12 protein-coding genes, 1 tRNA gene and 2 pseudogenes are annotated in these 22,237 nt (G+C 68.0%); 5 read left to right on the top strand and 10 right to left on the bottom strand.

All coding sequences use genetic code 11. The features are described from left to right. Positions 1–9 precede the first annotated feature (9 nt). A complete protein-coding gene (gene ettA, locus AB0I34_RS39465) occupies positions 10–1,692 on the bottom strand; it encodes an energy-dependent translational throttle protein EttA (protein WP_131363994.1) in 1,683 nt (560 codons plus the stop codon). Between the two features lie 144 nt (positions 1,693–1,836). Between ettA and AB0I34_RS39460 the strand changes: the two genes are divergently transcribed. Together AB0I34_RS39460 and AB0I34_RS39455 are read left to right on the top strand one after the other, a co-directional pair. Beyond that, a complete protein-coding gene (locus AB0I34_RS39460; RefSeq protein ID WP_360456148.1) occupies positions 1,837–2,334 on the top strand; it encodes a single-stranded DNA-binding protein in 498 nt (165 codons plus the stop codon). Positions 2,335–2,413: 79 nt separating this feature from the next. Continuing rightward, positions 2,414–3,031, top strand: coding sequence for an SRPBCC family protein (locus AB0I34_RS39455; RefSeq protein ID WP_360456146.1), 618 nt, complete (start codon positions 2,414–2,416; stop codon positions 3,029–3,031). Positions 3,032–3,195: 164 nt separating this feature from the next. Here the strand turns inward: AB0I34_RS39455 and AB0I34_RS39450 are convergent, their stop codons facing one another. From AB0I34_RS39450 to AB0I34_RS39440, 3 genes are all read right to left on the bottom strand, one after another. Beyond that, positions 3,196–4,875 (bottom strand): ABC transporter, encoded by a 1,680-nt coding sequence (locus tag AB0I34_RS39450; RefSeq protein WP_360456143.1) that lies wholly within the window; start codon positions 4,873–4,875, stop codon positions 3,196–3,198. Continuing rightward, a complete protein-coding gene (locus tag AB0I34_RS39445) occupies positions 4,872–8,258 on the bottom strand; it encodes an AAA family ATPase (protein WP_360456140.1) in 3,387 nt (1,128 codons plus the stop codon). Before AB0I34_RS39445 ends, AB0I34_RS39450 begins: the two co-directional genes overlap by 4 nt. Before the next feature lie 527 nt (positions 8,259–8,785). Further along, entirely contained in the window at positions 8,786–10,417 is a 1,632-nt protein-coding gene (locus AB0I34_RS39440) for a PrsW family intramembrane metalloprotease (RefSeq protein WP_360456137.1), read from the bottom strand. A gap of 160 nt (positions 10,418–10,577) precedes the next feature. Between AB0I34_RS39440 and AB0I34_RS39435 the strand changes: the two genes are divergently transcribed. Next, positions 10,578–10,654: transfer RNA gene (locus tag AB0I34_RS39435), tRNA-Arg, on the top strand. 14 nt (positions 10,655–10,668) lie between these two features. Here AB0I34_RS39435 and AB0I34_RS39430 read toward each other — a convergent pair. Further along, positions 10,669–11,232, bottom strand: a complete 564-nt coding sequence (locus AB0I34_RS39430) for a hypothetical protein (RefSeq protein ID WP_360456134.1) — start codon at positions 11,230–11,232, stop codon at positions 10,669–10,671. A 648-nt stretch (positions 11,233–11,880) separates the two neighbouring features. Next, entirely contained in the window at positions 11,881–12,492 is a 612-nt protein-coding gene (locus AB0I34_RS39425; RefSeq protein ID WP_360456131.1) for a hypothetical protein, read from the bottom strand. 277 nt (positions 12,493–12,769) lie between these two features. On the opposite strand from AB0I34_RS39425, the gene AB0I34_RS39420 reads away from it, so the two are divergent. Continuing rightward, the gene (locus AB0I34_RS39420) at positions 12,770–15,739 is read left to right on the top strand and encodes an AAA family ATPase (protein ID WP_360456128.1); all 2,970 of its coding nucleotides are present in this window, start codon (positions 12,770–12,772) and stop codon (positions 15,737–15,739) included. A gap of 102 nt (positions 15,740–15,841) precedes the next feature. Here the strand turns inward: AB0I34_RS39420 and AB0I34_RS39415 are convergent, their stop codons facing one another. Beyond that, positions 15,842–16,183 carry a hypothetical protein gene (locus tag AB0I34_RS39415; RefSeq protein WP_360456125.1) on the bottom strand — a complete coding sequence of 114 codons (342 nt, stop codon included), beginning with the start codon at positions 16,181–16,183 and terminating at the stop codon, positions 15,842–15,844. A gap of 1,304 nt (positions 16,184–17,487) precedes the next feature. Beyond that, positions 17,488–17,686: pseudogene (locus AB0I34_RS39410) on the bottom strand (hypothetical protein). A gap of 411 nt (positions 17,687–18,097) precedes the next feature. On the opposite strand from AB0I34_RS39410, the gene AB0I34_RS39405 reads away from it, so the two are divergent. Next, on the top strand, positions 18,098–18,652 hold the full coding sequence (locus AB0I34_RS39405) for a hypothetical protein (protein ID WP_360456122.1): 555 nt from the start codon (positions 18,098–18,100) through the stop codon (positions 18,650–18,652). A gap of 122 nt (positions 18,653–18,774) precedes the next feature. On the opposite strand, the gene AB0I34_RS39400 is transcribed toward AB0I34_RS39405, so the two are convergent. Both AB0I34_RS39400 and AB0I34_RS39395 read right to left on the bottom strand, forming a co-directional pair. After that, a complete protein-coding gene (locus AB0I34_RS39400) occupies positions 18,775–20,901 on the bottom strand; it encodes a LuxR C-terminal-related transcriptional regulator (RefSeq protein ID WP_360456265.1) in 2,127 nt (708 codons plus the stop codon). Between the two features lie 348 nt (positions 20,902–21,249). Then, positions 21,250–21,765, bottom strand: a pseudogene (locus tag AB0I34_RS39395) (ATP-binding protein); the annotation flags it as partial. Between the last annotated feature and the right edge of the window lie 472 nt (positions 21,766–22,237).

The raw sequence follows: 22,237 nt of genomic DNA, 5'->3' as shown, positions 1-22,237 counted from the left end.
GTCAGTGCTTCAGTCGCGGGTCAGCTTGCGGTAGGTGACCCGGTGCGGGCGCGCGGCCTCCGGGCCGAGCCGCTCCACCTTGTTCGCCTCGTACGACGCGAAGTTGCCCTCGAACCAGAACCACTGCGCCGGGTCCTGGTCGGTGCCCTCCCAGGCCAAGATGTGTGTCGCCACCCGGTCCAGGAACCACCGGTCGTGGGACACGACCACGGCGCAGCCGGGGAACTCCAGCAGCGCGTCCTCCAGCGATTGCAGGGTCTCCACGTCCAGGTCGTTGGTCGGCTCGTCGAGCAGCAGCAGGTTGCCGCCCATCTTCAGCGTCAGCGCCAGGTTCAGCCGGTTCCGCTCACCGCCGGACAGTACGCCGGTCGGCTTCTGCTGGTCCGGGCCTTTGAAGCCGAACGAGGCGACGTACGCCCGGCTCGGCATCTCGAAGTTCGCCACCTTGATGTAGTCGAGCTCGTCGGACACCTGCTGCCAGACCGTCTTCTTCGGGTCCAGGCCGCCGCGGGACTGGTCGACGTACGAGACCTTGACGGTGTCGCCGAGCCTCAGCGTGCCCGCGTCCGGCGTCTCCTCGCCGACGATCATCCGGAACAGCGTCGACTTGCCGACACCGTTCGGGCCGACGATGCCGACGATGCCGGCCCGCGGAAGGGAGAAACTCAGGCCGTCGATCAGCTTGCGGTCGCCGAAGCCCTTCTCCAGCTTCGAAACCTCGAGCACCGTGCTGCCCAGCCGCGGACCCGGCGGGATGTTGATCTCGTCGATGTCCAGCTTTCTGGCGCGCTCGGCCTCGGCCGCGAGCTCCTCGTACCGGGCCAGGCGGGACTTGCTCTTGGTCTGGCGGGCCCTCGCGTTCGACCGGACCCACTCGAGCTCGCGCTCCAGGATCTTCTGCCGCTTGGCGTCCTTGCGGCCTTCGACGACGAGCCGCTCCTGCTTGGTCTCCAGGTACTTGGAGTAGTTGCCCTCGTAGCCGTAGGTGCGGCCGCGGTCCAGCTCCAGGATCCACTCGGCGACGTTGTCCAGGAAGTACCGGTCGTGGGTGATCGCCAGGACGGCGCCCGGGTACTTCTGCAGGTGCTGCTCCAGCCACAGCACAGACTCCGCGTCCAGGTGGTTGGTGGGCTCGTCGAGCAGTAGCAGGTCGGGCTGCTGCAGCAGCAGCTTGCAGAGCGCGACCCGGCGGCGCTCACCACCGGACAGCTTGTCCACGAGCGCGTCGGCCGGCGGGCATCGCAGCGCGTCCATCGCCTGCTCGAGCTGAGCGTCGACGTCCCAGGCGTTGCGGTGGTCGAGCTCGGTCTGCAAGTCGCCCATCTCGGCCAGCAGCGTGTCGTAGTCCGCGTCCGGATCGGCCAGCTCGGCGGAGATCTCGTTGAAGCGGTCCAGCTTCTGCTTGGTGTCGCCGACGCCCTCCTCGACGTTCTCGAGCACCGTCTTGCCTTCGGTCAGCGGCGGCTCCTGCAGCAGGATCCCGACCGTCGCGTCCTCGGCCAGCCGGGCCTCACCGTTGGAGGGCTGGTCGAGCCCCGCCATGATCTTGAACAGCGAGGACTTACCGGTGCCGTTCGGGCCGACCACGCCGATCTTCGCTCCGGTGAGGAAGTTCAGCGTGACGTTGTCGAGAACGACCTTGTCGCCGTGCGCCTTCCGGACGTTGCGAAGCGTGTAGATGAATTCCGCCATACCCCAGAGCCTATGTGCTCGGGCCAGCCGGAACCCAATCAGCCCTGAGTTGTCCACAGATCGTCGGATCGGGTGCCGATCAGGGTCGCAGCGCGTGCATCTTCTCGGGTGACAGCGCATCCCGCGATCAAGAAGGTGGCCATCATGAGCCTCGGCGAAACCTATGTGACCGTTCTGGGCTGGGTCGGCAGCGACCCCGACTTCAAAGAGGTCGCACAGACCCCGCACGCGACGTTCCGGATGGGCTCGACACCACGGCAGTTCGACCGCGCCCTCGGGCGGTACGTCGACAAGCCGACCACCTGGTTCAGCGTGGAGTGCTGGCGCGGCCTGGCTCAGAACGCCTTCGAATCCGTGCGGATCGGCCAACCGGTCATCGTCACCGGCCGCCTGCGAACGCACGAGTGGACCGACGACGCCGGCGAGCAACGCAGCCGGGTCGTCCTCGAGGCGTTCTCGCTCGGCCACGACCTGACCCGAGGTACGACGACCTTCAGCAAGAACCCACCGAGGGTGGACTCGCTCACTCCCACGCCGGTTCCGGATCCGATCGAGACGACCGCTTCGCCGTACCCGGCGGACGAGTACTCCGTCACATCGCTGCCCCTGACCGCGCAGACCGCCGAGCGGGACGCCGCGTGACTATCTCAGCCTTGACTTATATAAGTACCGAACGGCATTCTGGGCTCCACATCAGCCCCCATCAGGAGAGGGAACACCAGTGATCGACATCCTCGAGCACATCAACGCGGTTCATCGAGAGGTCAGCCGGACCGGGGAGACGGCCACCGTGCTGATGCGTCGCTCGTACCAGGCCGAGCCGGAGGAGCTGTGGGACGCCCTCACGGACCCGGAGCGGATGAAGCGCTGGTTCTGGCCGGTCACCGGCGACTTCAAGGTCGGCGGCAGCTTCCAGCTCCAGGACAACGCGGGCGGCGAGATCCTCGAGTGCGAGCCCCCGAAGCGCTTCAAGGTGACCTTCGGCGGCCCGACCAGCCTCCTCGAGCTCCGTCTCATCCCGGGAGCCAACGCCTCCACCGAGCTGGAACTGGAGCACACGGTCAGCGAACTCCCGGCACCCGGCGGCGCCGGCGCCCTGTACGTCGGCCCCGGCTGGGAAGGCGGCTTCCTCGCCCTGGCCATGTACGTCGACGGCACGTTCCCCACGGACCGCACTCCGGTGGAGGTCGCCGATGATCCGGTGATGGTGGACTTCAATGAGCAGTCCGTCCGCGCCTGGATGACCGCGGTGCGCGACTCGGGCACGACCACCGAGAAGGACCTCTACGAAGCAGCCGAGCTGTCGATGAACCAGTTCGCCCCCGGCCGGGAGCTCTAGTCCCGCGGTCCCGCCCAACCCGCGACGGCTCGTGGGTTGGGCGGCTCACCTTCGAGCGGTACCGAGGGCTCCGGTGCGTCACCCCCGGCCGGTGGCGATGGTTCGGTGCGACGGTGGCGATGGTTCGGTGCGTCAGCCTCGGGCGGTGGCGATGGTTCTGGGCGTCAGCCTCGGGCGGCGGCGAGGCTGTCGCGGCAGGTGGTGTAGGCCTCGAGCTCTTCGCGGGCCGGAGCGACCACATGGCTGTCGGCGACCTTCTCGAGCTCGGCCCGAAGGGCGTTCTCGGCCGCGCGGGCCCGGCGGGCGGCGCCACCGGTGGCGAACAACCGGCAGACGAACGCGAGCGCTATCCCGAGGACCGCACCACCGACCAGCATGATCCACGCGTACGGGATTCCACCCGCCTTGGGCAGCGGCGGGTCATCCAGCCCGGCGATCCGCGCCACAAGCAGCGCGGCCAGCCACACACCACCAGCGAGCGTCACCGCGAACAGCAACCACTGCACGAACCGGGCCGCGCCCCACCAACCGGGATTGTTGGCGATGCCAAGATCCGTCCGCGCCACCGCCTGGTCGAGCTCGTCGCCTAGCGACTCCTCACGGCGCCGGATCGCGGAACGCACCGAGTCCGCCCATGGCCGCGACAGTCCTTCCGCGGCCTTGTTCGTGATCGTCCGCACCGCGGTGTCCATCCGGGCACGCTGCACAGGCGTTGCCGCAGGCAACGAAGCCCGCGCGGTCGCGACCTCGTTGGACGCGGACCGGCGCAGTTCCTTGCCCTGTTGCCTCGACACCTGGTCCAACTGCAGCCGCCGCAGCGGATCCGGCTGGAACCGTCCCAGCCACTTGGTGAGCGGCCATCCCGCCGCGGCACTGGCTCGCTGCAGGTAGGAACGCCGTACCGCGTCGACGACGACCGGCAGGCCGCTTGCGTCGGACAGTGCCTCGACGAGCTCGGTGATGTCGGCCTCGGCGATCTCCGGAGTCTTGACGTTGCCACACTGGCTTGCCATCCGGTCGGAGACGCGATCGACGTCGGCGGCCAGGCGCTCGCGCGCGGACCGTTTGTTGCTGACCCGCTTGACCAGCAAGCCACGCACCTCGTCCAGCCCGTCACCGCTGACCGCGGATGTGGCAACGACCGTCGGCGACTTCAGACCGTCCGCCTTCAGCAACCGGTCCAGGTCGTTCAGGCAGCTCTTCTGCTGGTCCGGGCTGAGCTTGTCGATGTGGTTCAGCGCGAACACCATCACACCGGAGTGCGACGCGAACGGCTTGATGTAGCGGTTGTGCAGCGCCGCGTCGGCGTACTTCTGCGGGTCCACCACCCACACCAGCATGTCCACCAGCTCGACCAGCCGGTCGACGATCAGCCGGTGCTCGACCTCGGTCGAGTCGTGGTCGGGCAGGTCCAGCAGAACCAGACCGTCCAGATCCTCCGACTGCTGCTCCTCCAGCGAGCTGCGGTGCTGCACTTGGTGGCGCCGCGGGATCCCGAGCCAGCTCAGCACCTCACCGGCCGGCTCCTCACCCCACACACAGGCAAGCGGCATCGAGCTGGTCGGCCGGCGCGTACCGATCGCGGCCAGGTCGAGGCCGGTCATCGCGTTGAACAGCGACGACTTCCCGGACCCGGTCGCACCGGCCAGAGCGACCACGGTCAGCTCGCCGGACATCCTGAGACGCTGGCCGGCCCGGTCCACGATCTGGGTGGCCTCGGTGAGCACCACCTGGTCCAACCGACCCTGACCTGCCTTCGCGGCTGCTTCCAGCGCGTCGATCTTCATCAGGACATCGGTCGCGGCCCGCACCGGGGCCTCGACCGTATCCACTGTTCCCGTCACGTGCAGTCCTCCACCGCGCGCGCGGCCTGGGTCAGTTGCCTGGCTGCCTCAGCGTCGACCGGATGCTGGTCGAGGACAGTCAGATAGCGGGCGAATTCAGCATCCATCAGGGCATGAACCTTACCGTCAAGTTCTTCCCGTGCCGTCGCCACCATGCTCCGAACTGACGCGTCGCCGAAGACGGCCTCCAGCAACCTCTGCCCGACGACCGCGCTCCCGACGCCTGAACTCGCATCCGCGCCGGTCGGGATGTCTGCGTCACTGGCGAAAAGCGCTACGACCAGTGAGAGTGCCAGCCCGTTCACGCCGTACTCCAGGAGACGCGCGGTCCCGCGCTTCTCGGCGCCCTCCTTGCGGATCAGGTCGAGCACGAAGGCTTGCCACTCGCGGACTGTACGTCCCGCTGCGGCCGCGAAGTCCTCGGACATCGCACCGAGTTCCGGGCCACCGGCTGCGAGCAACTGCCGCCCGGCTGCGGTCGACTGCCATGCCTTCTCCGCACGTTCGGCAGCAGCAGCGGCATGCTCGACCAGCAGTGACTCCAGGCCGGACTCGACCGCGTCGTTGAGATCCCGGGTCGGCGGTGCGGCCTTGGTACCGAGCGTGGCCTTCACCTTGTCGCGGAACCGGCCGACGTTGGACTGCAGACCCTTCAGCAGTTCGCCGGTGCCGACGAACTCCTGCCAGCGGGCCAGCACTTCGCCGCGCAGCAGGGTGCCGTCCTCAGCCGCCTTGGCGATGTCCTTCACCGCCTGGTCGTACGCCGACTCGACGGTCGAACGCAGCTCGATCACAGTGTCGGCCTGCGCGCGAACCGCGGCCGCGAACGGCGGGGTGGTCTTCACCATCGCGGTGACGGCGCCGTGCAGGGTCCGGCGGACGACCGCCGACCGGGCCTCCGCGTCGGCGGCCAGGTCGACCAGCCAGTCCTTGATCGAGGCAACGGTCTCGGCCGGCAACATGCCGTTGCCGTCGACAACGATCTCCTTGATCGAGAACAGCGGCGAGTCGCCGAGTCCGCGCTCGAGCAGCATCTGGGCCAGGTGGCCGGTGATGTCGTCGATCGTCTCGGCCGGGGCCCGGTCCAGTACGACGGCGATCGCCGTACTGCGGTCCGACGCGCTCTGGAGGAAATCCCACGGGACGGCGTCGGAGTACCGGGCTGCCGTGGTCACGAACAGCCAGAGGTCCGCGGCGCCGAGCAGCTGCGTCGCGAGATCGCGGTTCGCCTCGACGACCGAGTCGATGTCGGGAGCGTCCAGGATCGCCAGGCCGCGCGGAACGGTGTCGGCGGCAACCAACCGGAGCTGCCCCGCGTCCTCCATCCCGCCCGGGCTGTCGGCCGTCGTACGCGCCATCCCCGGCAGCACCCGGTCGCCGACGAACCAGTCCGCGTCGGCCGGGTTGTGGATCAGCACCGGCGAGCGGGTCGTCGGACGCAGTACGCCGGGCTCGCTGACAACCTTGCCGATGATCGTGTTCACCAGGGTTGACTTGCCCGCGCCGGTCGAGCCACCCACGACCGCGAGAACGGGCGCCTCCAGCTGCACCAGCCGAGGCAGGATGTAGTCGTCCAGCTGATCCAGCATCGCCTTCTGCTGCTGCCGCGCCTCGTCGGCCCCGACCACATCAATCGGCAACCGACTGGTCGCCAACGCCCCCCGCAACTTCATCAAAGCCGTAATCAGCGCCATAGCAGCCTGCTCAGCCGCCAACCGCTCAGCCAACTGATCCGCAGTCAGCTCCTCAACAACACCCTCACCCTGCTCCCCAGCAGCATCGGTCTCCTGCCTCCCGGCTTCGCCGTCCTGCTCCCCCGCAGCTTCGCCGTCGTGCTCCCCCGCAGACTCGCCGTCCTGCTTCGCGGCTTCGCCGTGCTCCGCTCCCGCAGTTGCGCTGGCGTCCCGCGCCGCAGCCTCGCCGTCGTGCTCCCCCGCAGCTTCGCCGTCGTGTTCCCCCGCAGCTTCGCTGTCCTGCTCCGCAGCCTCGTCATCCTGCCCGACGGCTCCGTCGTTCTGCTCCCCCGCAGACTCGCCGTCGTGCTCCCCGGCAGACTCGCCGTCCTGCTTCGCGGCTTCGCCGTGCTCCGCTCCCGCAGCCGCGCCAACACCCTGCTCCGCGGCTTCGCCGTCCTGCTCCCCGACGGCTCCGTCGTTCTGCTCCCCCGCAGACTCGCCGTCGTGCTCCCCCGCAGACTCGCCGTCCTGCTCCGCAGCTTCGCCGTGCTCCGCACCTGCAGTCGCGCTGGCATCCTGCTCCGCAGCCTCGCCGTCCTGCTCCGCGGCTTCGCCGTGCTCCGCTCCCCGAGCCGCGCCAGCACCCTGCTCGGCAACCTCGCCGGCCACGGCGCCTTCCTCGGGTCCGCTCTCGTCCGACGCACCAGCAGCGGCGCCACCCTCGGACTCGTCCTCGCCAGCGTTCTCAACCTCAGCAACCGGAGCAGCCTCCCCGCCGGTCGCCTGCTCCTCGCCGTCTTCCTGCTCCCCGGCGGTTTCCTGCTCCTGGCTGGACTCGTGCTCCGCGCCCGCCCGGACCTCATCCGACGCCTGGCTCACGCCGTCGGCCGCAGCAGCCTCCTCCGCGGATCCGGCAGCCGCGTCGCTCGCCCCGGATCCGTCAGTCCCGGCCTCGGACTCCTCTGCCTCTGCGCTCACGTCCGCAGACATACCGCCGTCGTGCGCGCCCTCAGCAGGTACGTCGTCCGCGGCGTCCTCCACATCAGCCCCGGCGGCCCGACCACTCTCGGAGGAGTCCTCCGCACCAGCCTCGTCAGCCTGAGCACTCTCGGACGACCCCTCGGCGGAGTCGTCCGCAGACTGCTCCGCGCCGGCCTCCTGCTCCTCGGCCGACTGAGCCCTGTCCTCGGGCTTCTCAGTCTCGGCGCTCGACTCAGCACCATCTTGTGAGGCCTCAGCCGCAGCGTCGCCGCCGGACGCCGCAGCAGACGCGTCAGCTGCCTCCGCGTCTCCGGCCTCCACAGAGGCAGCTTCAGCAGCCGGAGCGCTCCCGGAGCTCTCCTCGGCAGCGTCACCCGTGCCGCGCTCGTGCTCCTCGGCCACCTCTGCGGCCTCGGCCTCGACCTCAGCGCCGGCCGCGGCCTCATCCGAGACGCCGGCCTCACCGGCCTCGTCGGACTCACCGCCTGCCTGTTTGGGCAGGCCCACGATGATGTTCCCGTACTCGAGCGGGAACCCATCCGGAGACTCATCAGGCTCGTAGACAACCCCAACCGTCGCCCGCGCCTCAGCCGGTACGTCGCCACCCTCAGCAGACCCGTCCGCCGCGTCAGCGACCTCAGCCTCAGGCTCCTCAGCTACGTCAGCCGTCGCCTGATCAGTCTCCCCGCCCTCGGCGGGGGCCTCCGCGGTCTCGGCCTCAGGCACCTTCTCTTCATCGTCTGAGGAAGCACCAGCGGCGCCATCCGACTCGGACCCGCCCGCCGCACCAGCCGCGTCAGGCTGTGCCTCAGCGCCTGCGGACGTCTCAGCCGAGGACTCCTCAACCGCAGCAGCACCCGTCGCCTCAGCGTCCGGCTGGGCCTTCCCAGGCTCCGCGGCAGGCGCCGCCGCAGGCTCCGGCGCAGGCGGCGCGGCAGGCTCCGGCGCAGGCGGCGCGGCAGGCTCCGGCGCAGGCGGCGCGGCAGGCTCCGGCGCAGGCGGCGCGGCGGGCTCCGGCTGGGACTTCCGGCGCCGGCGGCGCCAGAAGCCCTTGCCCTTGGCATCCGAGTTGGTGATCAAGTTCGCCAGCTCCTGGGCAGGCTGATCCCGGCCCGGAGCCTGCGGCTCCGAACCCTCACCAGCTGCTGACCTGGTGTCAGCCACGACGTCCGCCCACGGACACAGGGTGCCCGGTCGGACAGCGCAGAAGCAAAGTCATCGTCATCCCCGTTTGGCGGCGTGGACGGGTGGCATCACTGCGATGGTGGATACGGACCGTATCCTCCCGGCGGTCCTTGCTGACCAGGGGGTCCCGGCGGGTAACCAGGCTGGCCCCCTGGGTAACCGGGTTGCCCCGACGGATACCCCGGCTGAGGCGGCGGATAACCATCCTGCGGACGCTGATATCCACCTGTTCCCTGACCCTGGTACGGCGACCCTCCAGGCCCACCGGGCGCACCCGCTCCCGGCTGACCGGACCCTTGCTGACCAGACCCCGCACCCCCAGGCACCGGCGCCCCTTGCATCGGCCCACCAGGCCCGGGCACAGGTCCACCTGGCCCAGGACCAGGCATCGGTCCACCCGGCATCGGACCACCAGGCCCCCCAGGCCCCGGCACCGCCTGGAACTGCGGCGCTGCCTGAGCGAACGCCGGCATCGGCGGGAACGGCACACTCGGCCGCCGCTCCCGCAGCTCGTCCAGCAGCTGCTTCTCGGTCTCCAGCGCATCCGGCCCGATCACCTGGCGGACGATCTTGTCCCGCAGGTACGCCAGCTCGGTCGCGTTGTGCTGGAACGCCTTGGCTGCCGTTTCCGCCTGAGCGCCGTACCGCTTCGCGTTCTGCCGTAGCGCCTTGCGCCCGCGCAGCGTCGCGATCAGCGGTACGTCCTGTGGGACCAGCCAGCCGAAGCGCACGTAGTCGTACAGCCGGGACGCGATCATCTGTCCCTCGCGGGACCGCATCACCAGTGCGAACACGACCATGCCGATGAAGATCGGCACCATCAGGAAGAGGTAGACGGTGATGAAACCGCCGCCGCCGGCCCAGCTGGCGCCGCCGTTCCAGAGTCCGTGGGCGAGCACCGCAGCCAGGTACCCGACGATCGGGGCGAGATACCGGACCGCGGTACTTCGATGCCTGATCGCAACCCCGATGCCGATCGCGGTGAACGACGTGAAGAGTGGATGGGCGAACGGCGAGATCAGGCCGCGGATCACGAACAGCACGAACGCGCCGCGCAGGCCCGCGTCGCTGCCGGCCTCCTCGGACAGCTGGTTGAAGATGCGGCCGTAGTACAGGATGTTCTCGGTGAAGGCGAAGCCGACGCCGACCATTCCGGCGTACACGAGGCCGTCGATGATGCCGTCGAACTCCTTGCGGCGGACCAGCGCCAGCAGCAGGATGACCGAGCCCTTGGCGAACTCTTCCACCGGCGGCGCGACGAAGACGGCCGAGCGGTTGCCGCCGCTGCCGGTCTCCTCGAGCAGGTTCGAGACCTCGGTGTTGATGAAGATCGCGGCCAGGGTCGCGATGAACGCACCCCAGCACAGCGCGAACAGGATGTACTTGGTCGGCTCCGGCTCGTAACGATCCAGCCACAGATACAGCGCGATCACCGGGATGACGGGCACGAACGCGAAAACCAGGCCCCAGGTGAAGCCGCCCGCGCCGGTCGACTTGACCACGATGCCGAAGATCACCAGGCCCGCGATCGCGAAGACGACCGCGATCACGATGCCGATCAGGATGCCCTGGTTGCGCCGCTGGCCGGGGACCGGATGGTTCCCCAGCACGTTCGGCTGCGGGTAGGGTCCGCCGGGCGAGTACGCCGACCCCGCCGCGGGTTGCGGCGAGCCGGCTGGGCCTGGTGAGGGGTAACTCATGCCCGCAGCCTAGTTGGAGAGCCCTTCACACGGCAGGACCGCCCACGCAGCGTTACCCGGATGGAACGACAAGCATGTACTTCGTCCACCCCCCAACCCCCGAAACCGGGTAACCCAGAGGCGCGGTCGCCCACCGATCTGAGAGACTCGTCCGTGCCACGCGCCCGTAGCTCAGCTGGATAGAGCGACAGACTTCTAATCTGTGGGTCGCAGGTTCGAATCCTGCCGGGCGCGCCAACCAAAATCGCAGGTCAGAGGCCTGCCGATCCCATGGACGTTCCTGCCGGCCCATGTCGCGTGTGGCTATTCGTGGTGCGAAGTCGCAGACAGCACAGTAAACAGGAGTGGTCTGTGACCGCGTTCGAGTCATCTCGGGTGCAGGCCATCGGACAGGTTCGGCAGCTCGCCGGAGCTGCGAGTCGGCTTACTGGACATTCGAGCTGCGGCAGGTCCTCGGGCGACAGATCGCGTCTGACGCGCACGTACCGCATACCGTGACGGACCTGCCCGCCTTGGGTGGCGGAGTCGGCGGTCACCTCGGCTACGACGGTCGGGTTGACCTTGGCTAGGGGCTTCTTCGAATCGGGACCTCCCCAGCGGTACGAGGTGATCTCGTCAGGCCACGGATGCGTTGTGCTGGCGGGTTCGAGCGCGGCGGCGAGCTGGGCAGACTGCGCGGGCTTGAGCGGGACGGTGCGGCCGATGACGGTCAGCTCACCCGCGGTGGTGTAGAGGCCAGCAATCACGACCTCTGGCCCGGCAAGGGAGCCGAGGACTCCGCCCACGATCACCTCGCGCGTCTCGCGGTGCTTCACCCACGCACCTCTGTCACCCGGGGCATAGCGCCTGCCAGCACCTTTGACGACAAGGCCTTCGACACCCATCGCACCTGGCAGAAGGGTCGAACCACGCGCGCGCTTCGTCGAGGTCATCAGTGGCAGGGGTCAGCTGAAGAGGCGGCGTCCAGGTGCGCGCGAGAGCTGCTCGAGGCGCTCTCGGCGTACGGTCCAGCGTTGCGTGCGCAGATCGAATCCTCCGCTCGCCAGCAGGTCGAACGCGGCGTAGGTGGCCGGTAGCCGCGCGGCCTTGGCGCGGACTTTGCCGGGCTGGTCACGAGCCGCTGCTGGATTGCATCGAAACTGAGTCGGCCATCGACGCCGAGGATGAGCAGCTCGCCGTCCAGGAGCACACCGGCAGGGAGTTGCTGTGTCGCGGCGGAGACGATGTCGGGGAACCGGTCGCTGATGTCGTGACGGTTGCGGGTCCACAGCCGAGCCTGGTCACCGCGGCGCACGATCGCGACCCGACTAGTTGACTGAACTCTTCTGGGCACCAGTTGGTGCTACAGCAGGTGTCGGGAGAGGGTTTGGCGTGCGACGGTCCCTTGCGCCGATTCAGCGCGGCAGCTTCGCCGCTGCCGTACGGGCCAGCCTGTCGAAACTTGGCGCCGACATGCCCGGACCCTAGCCGCTGAAGGCCAGGACCGAGACGGTGGTACCCCGGGGCGTGATCGCGTACGGGAAACCACCGGCTTCACTTCCCGGGTCGTTCGGCAGCGGGTAGTCGTACCAGCGGATCACCCGGGTCGGGCCGGCCGCGCCCTTGACCACCCGGTTCTCGGTGATCTTCCGGGCGTGCGTCGGCGCCGGCTTGCTCGCGGTGCAGCTCAGCACGGTCTTCACGATCGAGTAGTACGCTGCCTTGGCCGCGGCAGGGGTCCGGTACGCCGTCACGTGCTGGCGGCCGTAGCTCGCTATGTTGTCGCCGGTGTACGCGCGGGCCAGCCGGGACGCTACATTCTTGCCCTCGGTCGAGTAGACGCCGCAGTACGTGCGCTGCAGCAGGCCCCTGTCGATCTGCACTGACCACGGCACCTTTGGGTCGGCCTTCCTGACCTCGGCAACGGTGACCATGTGCTTCGCCCGGCTGAGAACTGTTCCGCTCGCCGCCGTGGCCACCTGCCCTGAAGTCTGCTCGGCGTTCGCGGCCGGAAGATTGCCGTAAGCAACTGCCGCCAGTCCGATGGTGGTGAGTCCCGCCGCTGCCGCCTTCCAGCCCTTGCGCAGATTCTTCATCGTCTCGATTCCCCCATTCTGTTTGCTTCGCTGTCTGCACCGTGAGACAGCGTTCTGCCCCACTTGGTTGCGGGAATTTGCGAAGCCATCGCTCCGTGCCATTCGGTCAGGACAACCGGGCGGCCGCCGCCCAGGCGATCCGCTCGAAGTTGGCCCCCCGCATATCGTGATTCTGGAGGCCTCTGGCCGGGCGCCTTCGGCCGAAGTCTTCAAGCGCGATGGACCTCGTGGTCATGGGGGGGTCGCGTGAGGTGGACGGCGGGGGGAAACTGGGTACGTGGGGGTCGCTAGGGTATGGCCGAGTCTTCGGCTCGCCGGCCGGGGAGTCGAGCAGCAACTGCTCGCGGCGGCGCTGGAGAGCGCCGCGAGCGGTCACCCCTGCGCGGTGGTGGTGCATGGTGAGGCCGGTGTCGGTAAGACCCGGCTGGTCCGCGATGTATGCACCGGTCTGGGCGACGAGGCCCAGGTCCTGTGGGGCACCTGCGTGCACTTTGGCGAGGCGTCTGTCCCGTTCGCGCCGGTGATTGGTGCCCTGCAGGGCTGGTTGGCGCAGACCGATGCCGCGATCCGCGCTGAGGTGTTGTCCGGGGCCGGCGAGCTGGGCACGCTGCTCCCGGCACTGGGTAACGAGCGCAGCAGTGAACCGGGGCGGCTGCTGCCGTTGATCGACCTGGTGTTCAACCGGCTCGCCGGCCGGGCGACAACCGTGCTGGTGGTCGATGACCTGCAGTGGGCAGACCGCACCTCGTTGGACGTGCTCGCGTACCTGATCTCCGGCTTCCGGGAGCAGCGGCTGGGATTCGTTGCCACGTGCCGCGACGAGCACCGCGGTGAGGGTCACCCGCTGCACGGCTGGCTCGCCGACATGCGGCGGTTGCCGGGGTTCACTGAAGTTCATCTTGACCGGCTCGACCTCGCGGCGACGGAGGCCCAGATCGAGGGCTTGCGTGGTGACGCGATGGATATCGGGCTCGCGGTGCAGGTACAAGCGCGCTCCGGTGGAAATCCATACCTCACTGAACTCTTGGTCCGCGGCCTTACCGGGGACGAGCAGGCGTTACCGGCGACCGCGCCGGCCGCTCTGGAGGAAGCGCTGCTGGCCAGCTGGCATGGCCTGACCGCCGAGGCGCGGCAGGCCACCCGGGTGCTCGCGGTCGGCGGTCGCCCGACCGAGCTTGCGCTGTTGGAAGCCGTGGCAAGCGAGCACGGCGTTGCCGCCGCGCGGCTGCCTGGCTGTCTGAGCCAGGCCCACGACCAGGGCGTCATACAACCCGACGTCGAGGGACGGCAGTGGTTCCGGCACCCGCTCCTCGCCGAGGTGCTGTACGACGCCATGCCGCCTGGAGACACGGCCCGCATCCACGCGACGTTCGTGCGTGTTCTTGAGTCCAGCCCCGGCGGCATACCGGCGGGCGCGGTGGCGGAATTGGCCGTGCATAACTACCGCGCGGGACGAATCGACGAGACCTATCGGTGGTCGATGACCGCGGCAGACCATGCGGCGGAACTGCGAGCCGCCGCCGAGGAGGCCATCCATCTGGAGCGCGCCTGCTCCCTGTGGGATCGGGTCTCGCCGGAGGTTCGAGGCTCACCCGGTGGGAGGGTGGATCTGCTCCGTCGGGCGAGCAGTGTGTGTGGACGAGTCGGCCGACACGACTCGGCCGTCGCCCTGGCGGAACAGGCGCTGGCCCTGGTGGACCGGGACTCCGAGCCGCTACTAGCCAGCACCTTGCTGGTCGCGTGGAGCAAAGTGACACACGAGCAGACGGTCCTGGGGAAGACCGTTGCCGGCGAGTTCGTCGAGGCGGTTTGGCTCACCGAGGCCTTCCCAGACAGCGCTGAGCATGCGCTGGCCTTGGCAGCGTTGGCCTTCGCCGAACACTGGGACGGCTTGAACGACGAATCGACGTCCCATGCAGAACAGGCCGTGCAGGCTGCGCGACGATCCGGATCCGAGTTAGCGCTCGCCGGCGCTCTCAGTATCCGTGCCTGCGCCCACCTTGAGGACTACGCGGCCAACCCCCTCGCGGACGCGCAGGAGGCCGAGCGGTTTGCCAGGTTGTGCGGGTCCACGGAGTGGCTGGAGAACGCGGCGATCTGGCAGGTGCACTGCCTGGCGACCCTCGGCCGGACGGTGGAAGCTACCGCGGTGGCCCGCGGGGTGTTCGAGGAGGTGGTCGCCGACGGATGGGAGTTCGGCTACTTGCTCGCCTCACATGCAGCCGGCGGGCTTCTATGGCTCGGGCAGTGGGACGACTGTCGTGACCTCCTTCGCACCGCGTTGGCGGCGCGCTGTGGAGGCATCGCCGGCGCCGGGGTCCGCCTGGCCGCGGCCCGGCTGGCGGCGGGTTGCGGCCGGGTTGCCGAAGCCGAACTGCACCTCGAGAGGGCGATGGAACTGGTCTCCGCGGATTACGCCGGACTGTACGCAGACACGACGATCGCGACTGCCGAGGTCTTGTTGGCCGCCGGCAAACCGCACGAGGCCATGGAGTGGCTCCACAGCAGGATCGTCAGGTCACCCGCCGCAAACCCCGTCTACGGTGAGGACAGCCTCACGGTTTTCGCCCGCGCCGCAGCGGAGAGCGCGCAAGCCGCCCGAGATGCCGGTGACGACCGAGGCGCGACGCAGGCCATCGCCATGTTCGACGACCTCATCGATCGATGGCCCGCAGAGCCATTCACGACGCCGCGCCCCGATGTAGGAGGCCAGGCGATGGCCAAGGCCGTGTACGACGCCGAGGTTGCCCGATGCCGAACTGAGCCGAACCAGGCCGAGCTGTGGCGGCAGGCGATCGACACGTGCCATGCAGCTGGGGCGCCTTGGCACGAAGCGGTCTCGCGGCTGCGGTGCGCGGAGGCGCTGCTGGCCGCCGGGACACCCACGACGGCTGTGAGCGATTTGTTGAGGCAGGCCCACCGGACTGCCGTCGAACTCGGCGCGCGACCACTGCAAGAAGAAGTCGAGTCGCTAGCGCGGATCGCGCGCGTCGCCCTGCGCGAACCCGTTCCGATCGCTGACACGCCCCGAGTTCCGGCCGCGCTGGCCGGCCTCACCAGACGGGAACGGGAGATCCTCACCTTCCTAGTCGCCGGCCGATCGAACGCCGAGATCGCCAAGGAACTCGTGATCAGCGGCAAGACCGTCAGCGTGCACGTGTCCAACATCCTGCGAAAGACCGGCACCTCGAGTCGCGTGGAAGTGGCAACACTTGCTGAGCGGCTGGGGACCGGTCGCGCTGATTGACCGTGACAGGCGAAGCCGTACCTGCGCCCGCAGGTACGGCGTTCGGCTCTAGGCATCTAGCCGGTCGGCGCGGGGATGGCCGGTCAGCACGCGGCGGCGCCGTTACAGCCACATGCCGCAAAAGGCGACGCCTGCACCACCGAGTGCGGAAGCACCCGTCCGCAGGGCCTCGACCCCGTTGCCATCCGACCGGCTCTGGACCGTCGCCGCCTTCACCGGAGCCACTTCGTACTTCTTCTCGTAGTTCGGGTAGTTGTACTCAGGGCTCTTGGTCGAGAATCCCGGGTAGCCGGTCCCTTCGTCGGGCCAGTCGGGAGAAGGGGCCGCTTGGGACATGGACCCGGTCTCCGGGTCAGTCGTCATGGCCGCCGCTTCGCTCGCGGTGAGGACGACGGCGCCCACCGCAAATGCGGACAGTGCGAGGGCCGAGTACCTGCGGTTCATGATTCCTCCATGAGGCCGATGCGGCCGGATCGCCACTCTCCTTCACGATCGGCTCACAGGCCCCCAGCCACATCGGGCGAACCACCTCAGAACGAACACACAGCTCCTTAGACCTCCGAACACGGCTGTGCATGCGGTTCAGTGAAGGTAGCCGTCCCACTTCACCTCGTAGCGAGACCCTCCCGGCAGCGCGTGCGGTCCAGGGATCTCGCCTACCGAACGCGCCAGGGCGACCTCAACGGGCCCGGCCAGATCGGGCGGGATCCGGACCGCGGTGGGGTCAGTGCGTCGCTTGGCCGGTGTCATAGCCGTTCCTGTCGCCCGGTCGGTGGAATGGCGGCCACACGATGATCTTCACGCCTCGGACCGTGACTCGGCGGTCTCGGTACGGGCAGAACCGGTGATGCTCCGGTACGTTCGCCCCGTCGCACTTCCCACACCGCCGGACGCCGGCCACGTCACCAGCATGCGCCTGACTCCCCGCTCATGTCGCCGTACGGCGATGGATCCGGCTGCGGGCTCATTCCTACCCCGCTGTTTCGGCCGTCGTGGGCAACCGGGGCTGGAAGCAACAACCGTCGACCGGGGAATCAGCCGCTGCCGGCCATTACTGGCGCGTGGCGTTTTCGTCGGTGTCGAGCTGCCAATCGTGATCATCAAGGACGCCGCGAACGTTCCGATGGCCACCACCATCTCTCCGCGCCGCAGTAGCGCCATCGCCGCTGACAACGCTCGCGATCCGGGCCGCCAAGTGCCGGGCTTCTGTTCACCAACACGGCTAGCCCGGAGGATAGATCGACCTACTTGCTCACGGTCGACGGTCGCGACACTGACACTATTTACCCGGGCCGATCTGGCGTCCCCTGTCTCCCTGAGCGTCTCCGACGAGTCGGACCGACGACCTTCTCATTACGAGGAGGAACGACACCGCCGCATCTGGCCTCTACCAGCAACGTTGCCATCGTTTGCTTCGCACCACGGCAACATATCCCGCACGAGTCGACACCACTTCGCACCACAAGCCGCACCACGAACGTGACCAGGCCGGCGGGCGCCTCGAGCTTCCGACTCGGTCAGGGGTCGCGCTGTACCACGACATCACCGAGCATCGGCCGGCCGAGGACGTCACTGGTCCGGAGCTCTGACCTCGGCGTCGATGGAGGAGCGGGCGGCTAACTCGATGACTCCAGAACGCGACGCTTGACATCCGTCGATGTCGCCGATCGGCCAGCATGTCGGCTGCGGCCATGAGCTACATCAACCCGCGTTCGGCGGCGGATCGCCGAGCGCGGGTTGCGGTGAGGTCAGGTTCGGTAGCGGAAGATGATTCGGCCTCGGGTCAGGGTCTTCGGAGAGAATCTTGATGTAGTTCTTCCGGATCTTTCCGATGATGTGGGCGAGGACCTGGTGGCCGTTGGTGAGTTTGACGCGGAAGTTGGCGTTGCGGAGCTTTGATGCCCTCCAGCAGCGTCTGGTGACAAGCCCGGCGAAGGCACATGCCAAGGCCGCCAAAGTCCCTGCCTATGCGGCGTTCGATCTGCTGGCTACCTACGGCATGCGGTATGTCCGGCTCCGAGCGGAGTTGCGTCCAAAAGACTTTCCGACGCTTCCGGATCCACGGCCGCTCGGGATCTCGTAGGCCTCAAGGCGAGCATCCCTACCGCTGTAGTGGGTTGGCCGGGCCGGACATGACTAGAACGCCTTCGTCGCCGCGCCGTACCGATTGCCCCTTGGCGACCTTCTCCCTTCTCGGGTCCGGTGGACGGGCCAGTGACGTTCGGAAGGCGTTCTCGCGCGCTGGCATGGGAAATTCGACAGGCCAGCGGTACCAGTGGATATTGATTGTCGGTGGGCTCTGGTGTGCCCCCATCCGGCGGGGGATCCTGTAGTCGAAGTGGGGAGGGGGAGGGAGCCTTGACCGCGTTGGTCATAGCGATCGTCGCAGCCGTGGCGGCATTCATGTCGACGGTGTTTACCGGTATGTCCGTGCGCTTTCTTGCCAAGCAGACGCAGGCCTTGGCCGACCAGAATCGGCTCATGTACGCGGCCTCAGAACTTACGTTCAACCTCGACGTGATGGTGCGACTGCAGGAGGTGCTACTCCACGTCGCCGATGACGAGAGCACCTATCAAGAGGTCTGGGGAAGCTCGGAGGAGAACCGGCGACCTCAGGTCGCTGGCGAGGCTGTCCTGGACGTGCTTTCAATGGCGCTCAAGGCCTGCAATCGGTTGCCTGGCTTTGCCTCCAACGAAAGCGACTGGAGCTCGTACGCGGAGTACGTGATGGCCACAAGTCCAGCCCTCCGTAAGAGAGCAATGGACCACCCTGACTGGTGGCCCGAAGTTACCCCATTCGCTGACAAAGCCATGAACGCGACGACCTATGCTGACAACTCGTCGTCCTCGAGTCCGGGAACCGCACCCCCGCCTGGGTCAAGCACCGGTCCTGCGGTTGCAAGAACGGCCTGATACCAGAGAACGAATACCGCAAGCCCAATCGTCGTGCTCGACATGCCACCGCAAACGGCATTCTGGCTCACCTGCCGACATCGCATTTGATCCCGAGGTCAACCATCCCGAGTCGGGATGGCTCAGTCCGGGTTGGCTCTGGACCAGCCGAGTCTCAGCGCGAGCGCGGATACATCTTGACGCGACGATGTTCCCGTCTTGCGCAGCACATTCGACACATGAGCGCTGACCGTCTTGTTGCTGATGAACAGTGCGTCGGCGATCTCTGCATAGGTTCTCCCCACGATGAGGTGGGAGAGCACCTCCAGTTCTCGCTGGGTCAGCGCAGTGAAGGGCGCCGGCAGTGCGTCGCGTCGCAGCGTCGCCGCCGGCGGTTCTTCGAGCGAGATCTTGCCGAGGGCCGCCAGTCCGGCTGCCTGCCGCTGCAGGGGGTGAGCCTCAGATGCAGAGGCGAATTGGTGCACCGCTCTGAGTGGCGCGGCGACGGTGGAAGGATATGCTCCCTCGTCCAGCAAGGCTTCGGACCATCGCCAGGACGCGATCATTTGCTCCCATCGCAGGCCTGCGGCTTCGCACGAAGCGACGGCTTCCTGCCATGTCGAAGATGTGCCCGCCTCACCGTTGCACCGCCCCGTCTCCGCGTTGAAGAGTGCTTCCATCGCCGGTTGGACACGGTCTTCGGCGACCAGCACATCGAACGGCCGATGAGGGAGGTCCTTGCGTAATGCAACGAGGCCGAGGAGGGCCGCTCTCGCAGAGCTGACTCGATCGCCGTCGTGTCGGTCTCGGGCATCCTGGGCCATGTCGGCTGCAGCGCGCGCACCCCACATAAGCATCTCGTCGGTGACATGGGGATCTACGGACTGGGCTGCAAGCGTCCGCGTGAGCATGTCGAGAGCTTGGTCGGGATGACCATCTGCCAGGAGGTACTCGGCCAGGATCGGTGGCGCCATGAGATCTGGGCGGTCCTCGAGGTTCGGTATCGCTTCTCTCGCTCGTTGCAGGTGCAGACGGGCGACCTCGAGGTCTCCTCGCCGTGTGGACAGCAGCGCGGCCGCGAGCCGTACGTCACCTGTCTGGTTCGCCCCCTCGGCCAAGGCGAGGCCTTGGCGGATGACGCGGCCGCACTCCGCGAAGCGCCCGAACATGAGGAGCTGGCACGCCAGGGCACGTGTGAGGCCGGAGACCACGTTCAACGCGCCTGCGTCGAGGGTGTCGCTGAGCCCTTCGGCCAAGATCTCGGCCGACTCGGCCACGCGGCCGCGCGCTTCGAGGTAGTCCGACCTGATCATTCGAGCGTCCTCGAGCAAGACAGGATTTTGCGTCAACTGGGAGAAACGCAGGCACTCGGCTGAGTCGCGGTCGGACCGGTCCTCCCGGATGAACGCCAGTGCGCGCGACCTGTAGGCGTGCGTCAGTGCTTCGTTGGACCCGGACCGATGCGCTGCCTGGACTGCCTGCTCGGCGTATCGTCGCGCCAGCTCGGGGGCGTTCGTGAACGTGTGAGACTCGCTCAGCTCGGCGAGCGCCTCGGCATACTCCCTGCTGTCAGCGAACGTCCGGGCCAGTTCGACGGCGTGCTCGAGCTCGTGGATCGGTTCGCCGGTGGCTCGGCCCGTTGACACGGCGCTATAGGACCAGCGCCTGACGACCCGGCTTGCCCGCAGTGGGTCGGTGCGTTCATCGACCAAATCATGCGCCCGGTTCCATGCCGTGAAGATTGACTCGTCATCACCCGCCAGCCGGTGCGCCCCAGCGACGCGCTCCAGCAGGTCCAGTTCCTGGCCCACGCTCTGGGCGTCGCCGCGATGGACGGTAGGCCACAGCCGCGCCGCCCGGCTCAGGTGGAGCGCCTCCTCGCGAAGTGCCTTGGCATCTCGTGCGAGATCGGCTGCGCGTAGCGACGCCTCGAGGCAGGACTCCAGGTCCCCTGCACCCTGGTAGTGCAGCGCCAGGTCGCCGTGCCGTCGTACCTCGTCGAGGCCTGTGCGGGACCGAGACTCGAGCGCCTTCGCCCATGCCGCATGGATGGGGCCTGCCTCGCCGGGGACGAGGGTTCCGCACAGTACGTCGGCCAGCAGCGGGTGCCGGAACCAGCACGTCTCGGCGCCCAGTGCTACGCAGATCCCGGCGTTCGTCGCTTCGACCAGCGCGGCGACGACGGCCTCGGCGCCGATGCCGCGTGCCGCCGCGACCCCGATCAGATCGTCGACCAGGACAGGCCGTCCGCCGACCGCCAGGATCCGCATGACCTCCCGCGCCGGCGCCGACAGCCCGTGCCACGCCCCGAGCAACGCTCCCGTCAACTGTGTCGGCAGATCAGCAGGAAGGCCGTCATCTGCGAGCGTGACCCCACCGACGAGCAGCTCGCTGAGGTAGGGATTACCGTCGGACCGACGGACCACGTCGGCTACCAGGCGCGGATGTGGTCGGCCCCCCAGCAACACGGCGAGCTGGTCCTCGGTCTCGTCCCGGCTCAGCCTGTTCAGCCGGAGAGACGAAACCGACGGCAGCCGGGTCAGGTCGGCCAGCCAGCTGTGCAGCGGATGCCCCACGGCGAGTTCCTCGTCCCGATACGTCGCCAGCACTGCCAGCCGCTGGCTCCTGAACCCCGCAACCAGATAGGTGATCGCATCACGCGACGCCGGATCCGCCCACTGCACATCATCCACGACCAGCACCGTCGGCCGCCGGGACGCGATCGCCATCACCAACCCATCGACCACCGACAGCAGCCGAACCGCCCCCCGTGAGGCCTGCCCACCCAACGAAGGCAACAACTCAGAAGCGGCCGGAACAGCGGCCAACACCTCGGACACCTCCGAAGGCACGGCCGACTCGATCCAACCCTCCAAGGCGTTGACCAGCGGCAGGTATGGCGAGTCGACCGATCCAAAATGAACACACTGCCCCCACAGCACGACAAAGCCCCGCCCGACAGCAACGTCGCAGATCCGCCTCACCAGGCGGGTCTTGCCCACGCCCGCCTCGCCGTGCACGAACACCGCACACGGCCGGTCTTCAGCCGCCCCCTGAATCGCCGCACCGAGGATCCCCTGTTCATCGACCCGCCCCGCAACGAGGAGTGGCCGTGCGACTGCAGGCTCACCCACGCCACCCAGTCTGCGCCGCCCGCGCCGAAATGTCCCCGTCGACCTGCCCTGGCCGACCAGACACACGCCCCGAACGACTGATCCGACCGGCGAACCGAGCTCGCTCTGGACCACACCCAGACGGTGCACGTGCCGCTTGCCCTTCGGCGCGCGTGCCGCCCAAGCCTGCCCCGATCAAGTCCAACCGGATGCTCCGGCAAAGCGGGCGTTCGACGCCACACCCGCACGCCATTTGAGGTTGAGAGGCGCGCCAAAGCCAGAGCCAGCTAGACGGCTCGAAATGGACGGCGTAGCTCCGGGCACACGTGCTGGGCGCGTCGTGGCGCAGTCCGGTCAACAAGCTGGTGCCGTTCTGGGCCAAGGACGCCAAGATCGGAATCCGAGTTAACTGCACCAAGTCTCTATCCTCTGGCGGGTCGCCCGGTTACGAGGAGGTCTTGGTCCGTTGGACGAGCTTCGGGAGGAGTTGCTG

Origin of the sequence: Kribbella sp. NPDC050281, from assembly GCF_040655855.1 — a bacterium.
GTDB lineage: Bacteria > Actinomycetota > Actinomycetes > Propionibacteriales > Kribbellaceae > Kribbella.
The sequence above is the reverse complement of the archived record's forward strand: the minus strand, read 5'-3'. Positions and strand labels throughout refer to the sequence as shown.

Excerpts from the sequence above, each read along its gene's own strand:
- AB0I34_RS39415 (WP_360456125.1), bottom strand. The coding sequence starts at position 16,183 with ATGAACCGCAGGTACTCGGCCCTCGCACTGTCCGCATTTGCGGTGGGC.
- ettA (WP_131363994.1), bottom strand. The coding sequence starts at position 1,692 with ATGGCGGAATTCATCTACACGCTTCGCAACGTCCGGAAGGCGCACGGC.
- AB0I34_RS39425 (WP_360456131.1), bottom strand. The coding sequence starts at position 12,492 with ATGAAGAATCTGCGCAAGGGCTGGAAGGCGGCAGCGGCGGGACTCACC.
- AB0I34_RS39400 (WP_360456265.1), bottom strand. The coding sequence starts at position 20,901 with ATGCGGATCCTGGCGGTCGGCGGACGGCCTGTCCTGGTCGACGATCTG.
- AB0I34_RS39440 (WP_360456137.1), bottom strand. The coding sequence starts at position 10,417 with ATGAGTTACCCCTCACCAGGCCCAGCCGGCTCGCCGCAACCCGCGGCG.
- AB0I34_RS39460 (WP_360456148.1), top strand. The coding sequence starts at position 1,837 with ATGAGCCTCGGCGAAACCTATGTGACCGTTCTGGGCTGGGTCGGCAGC.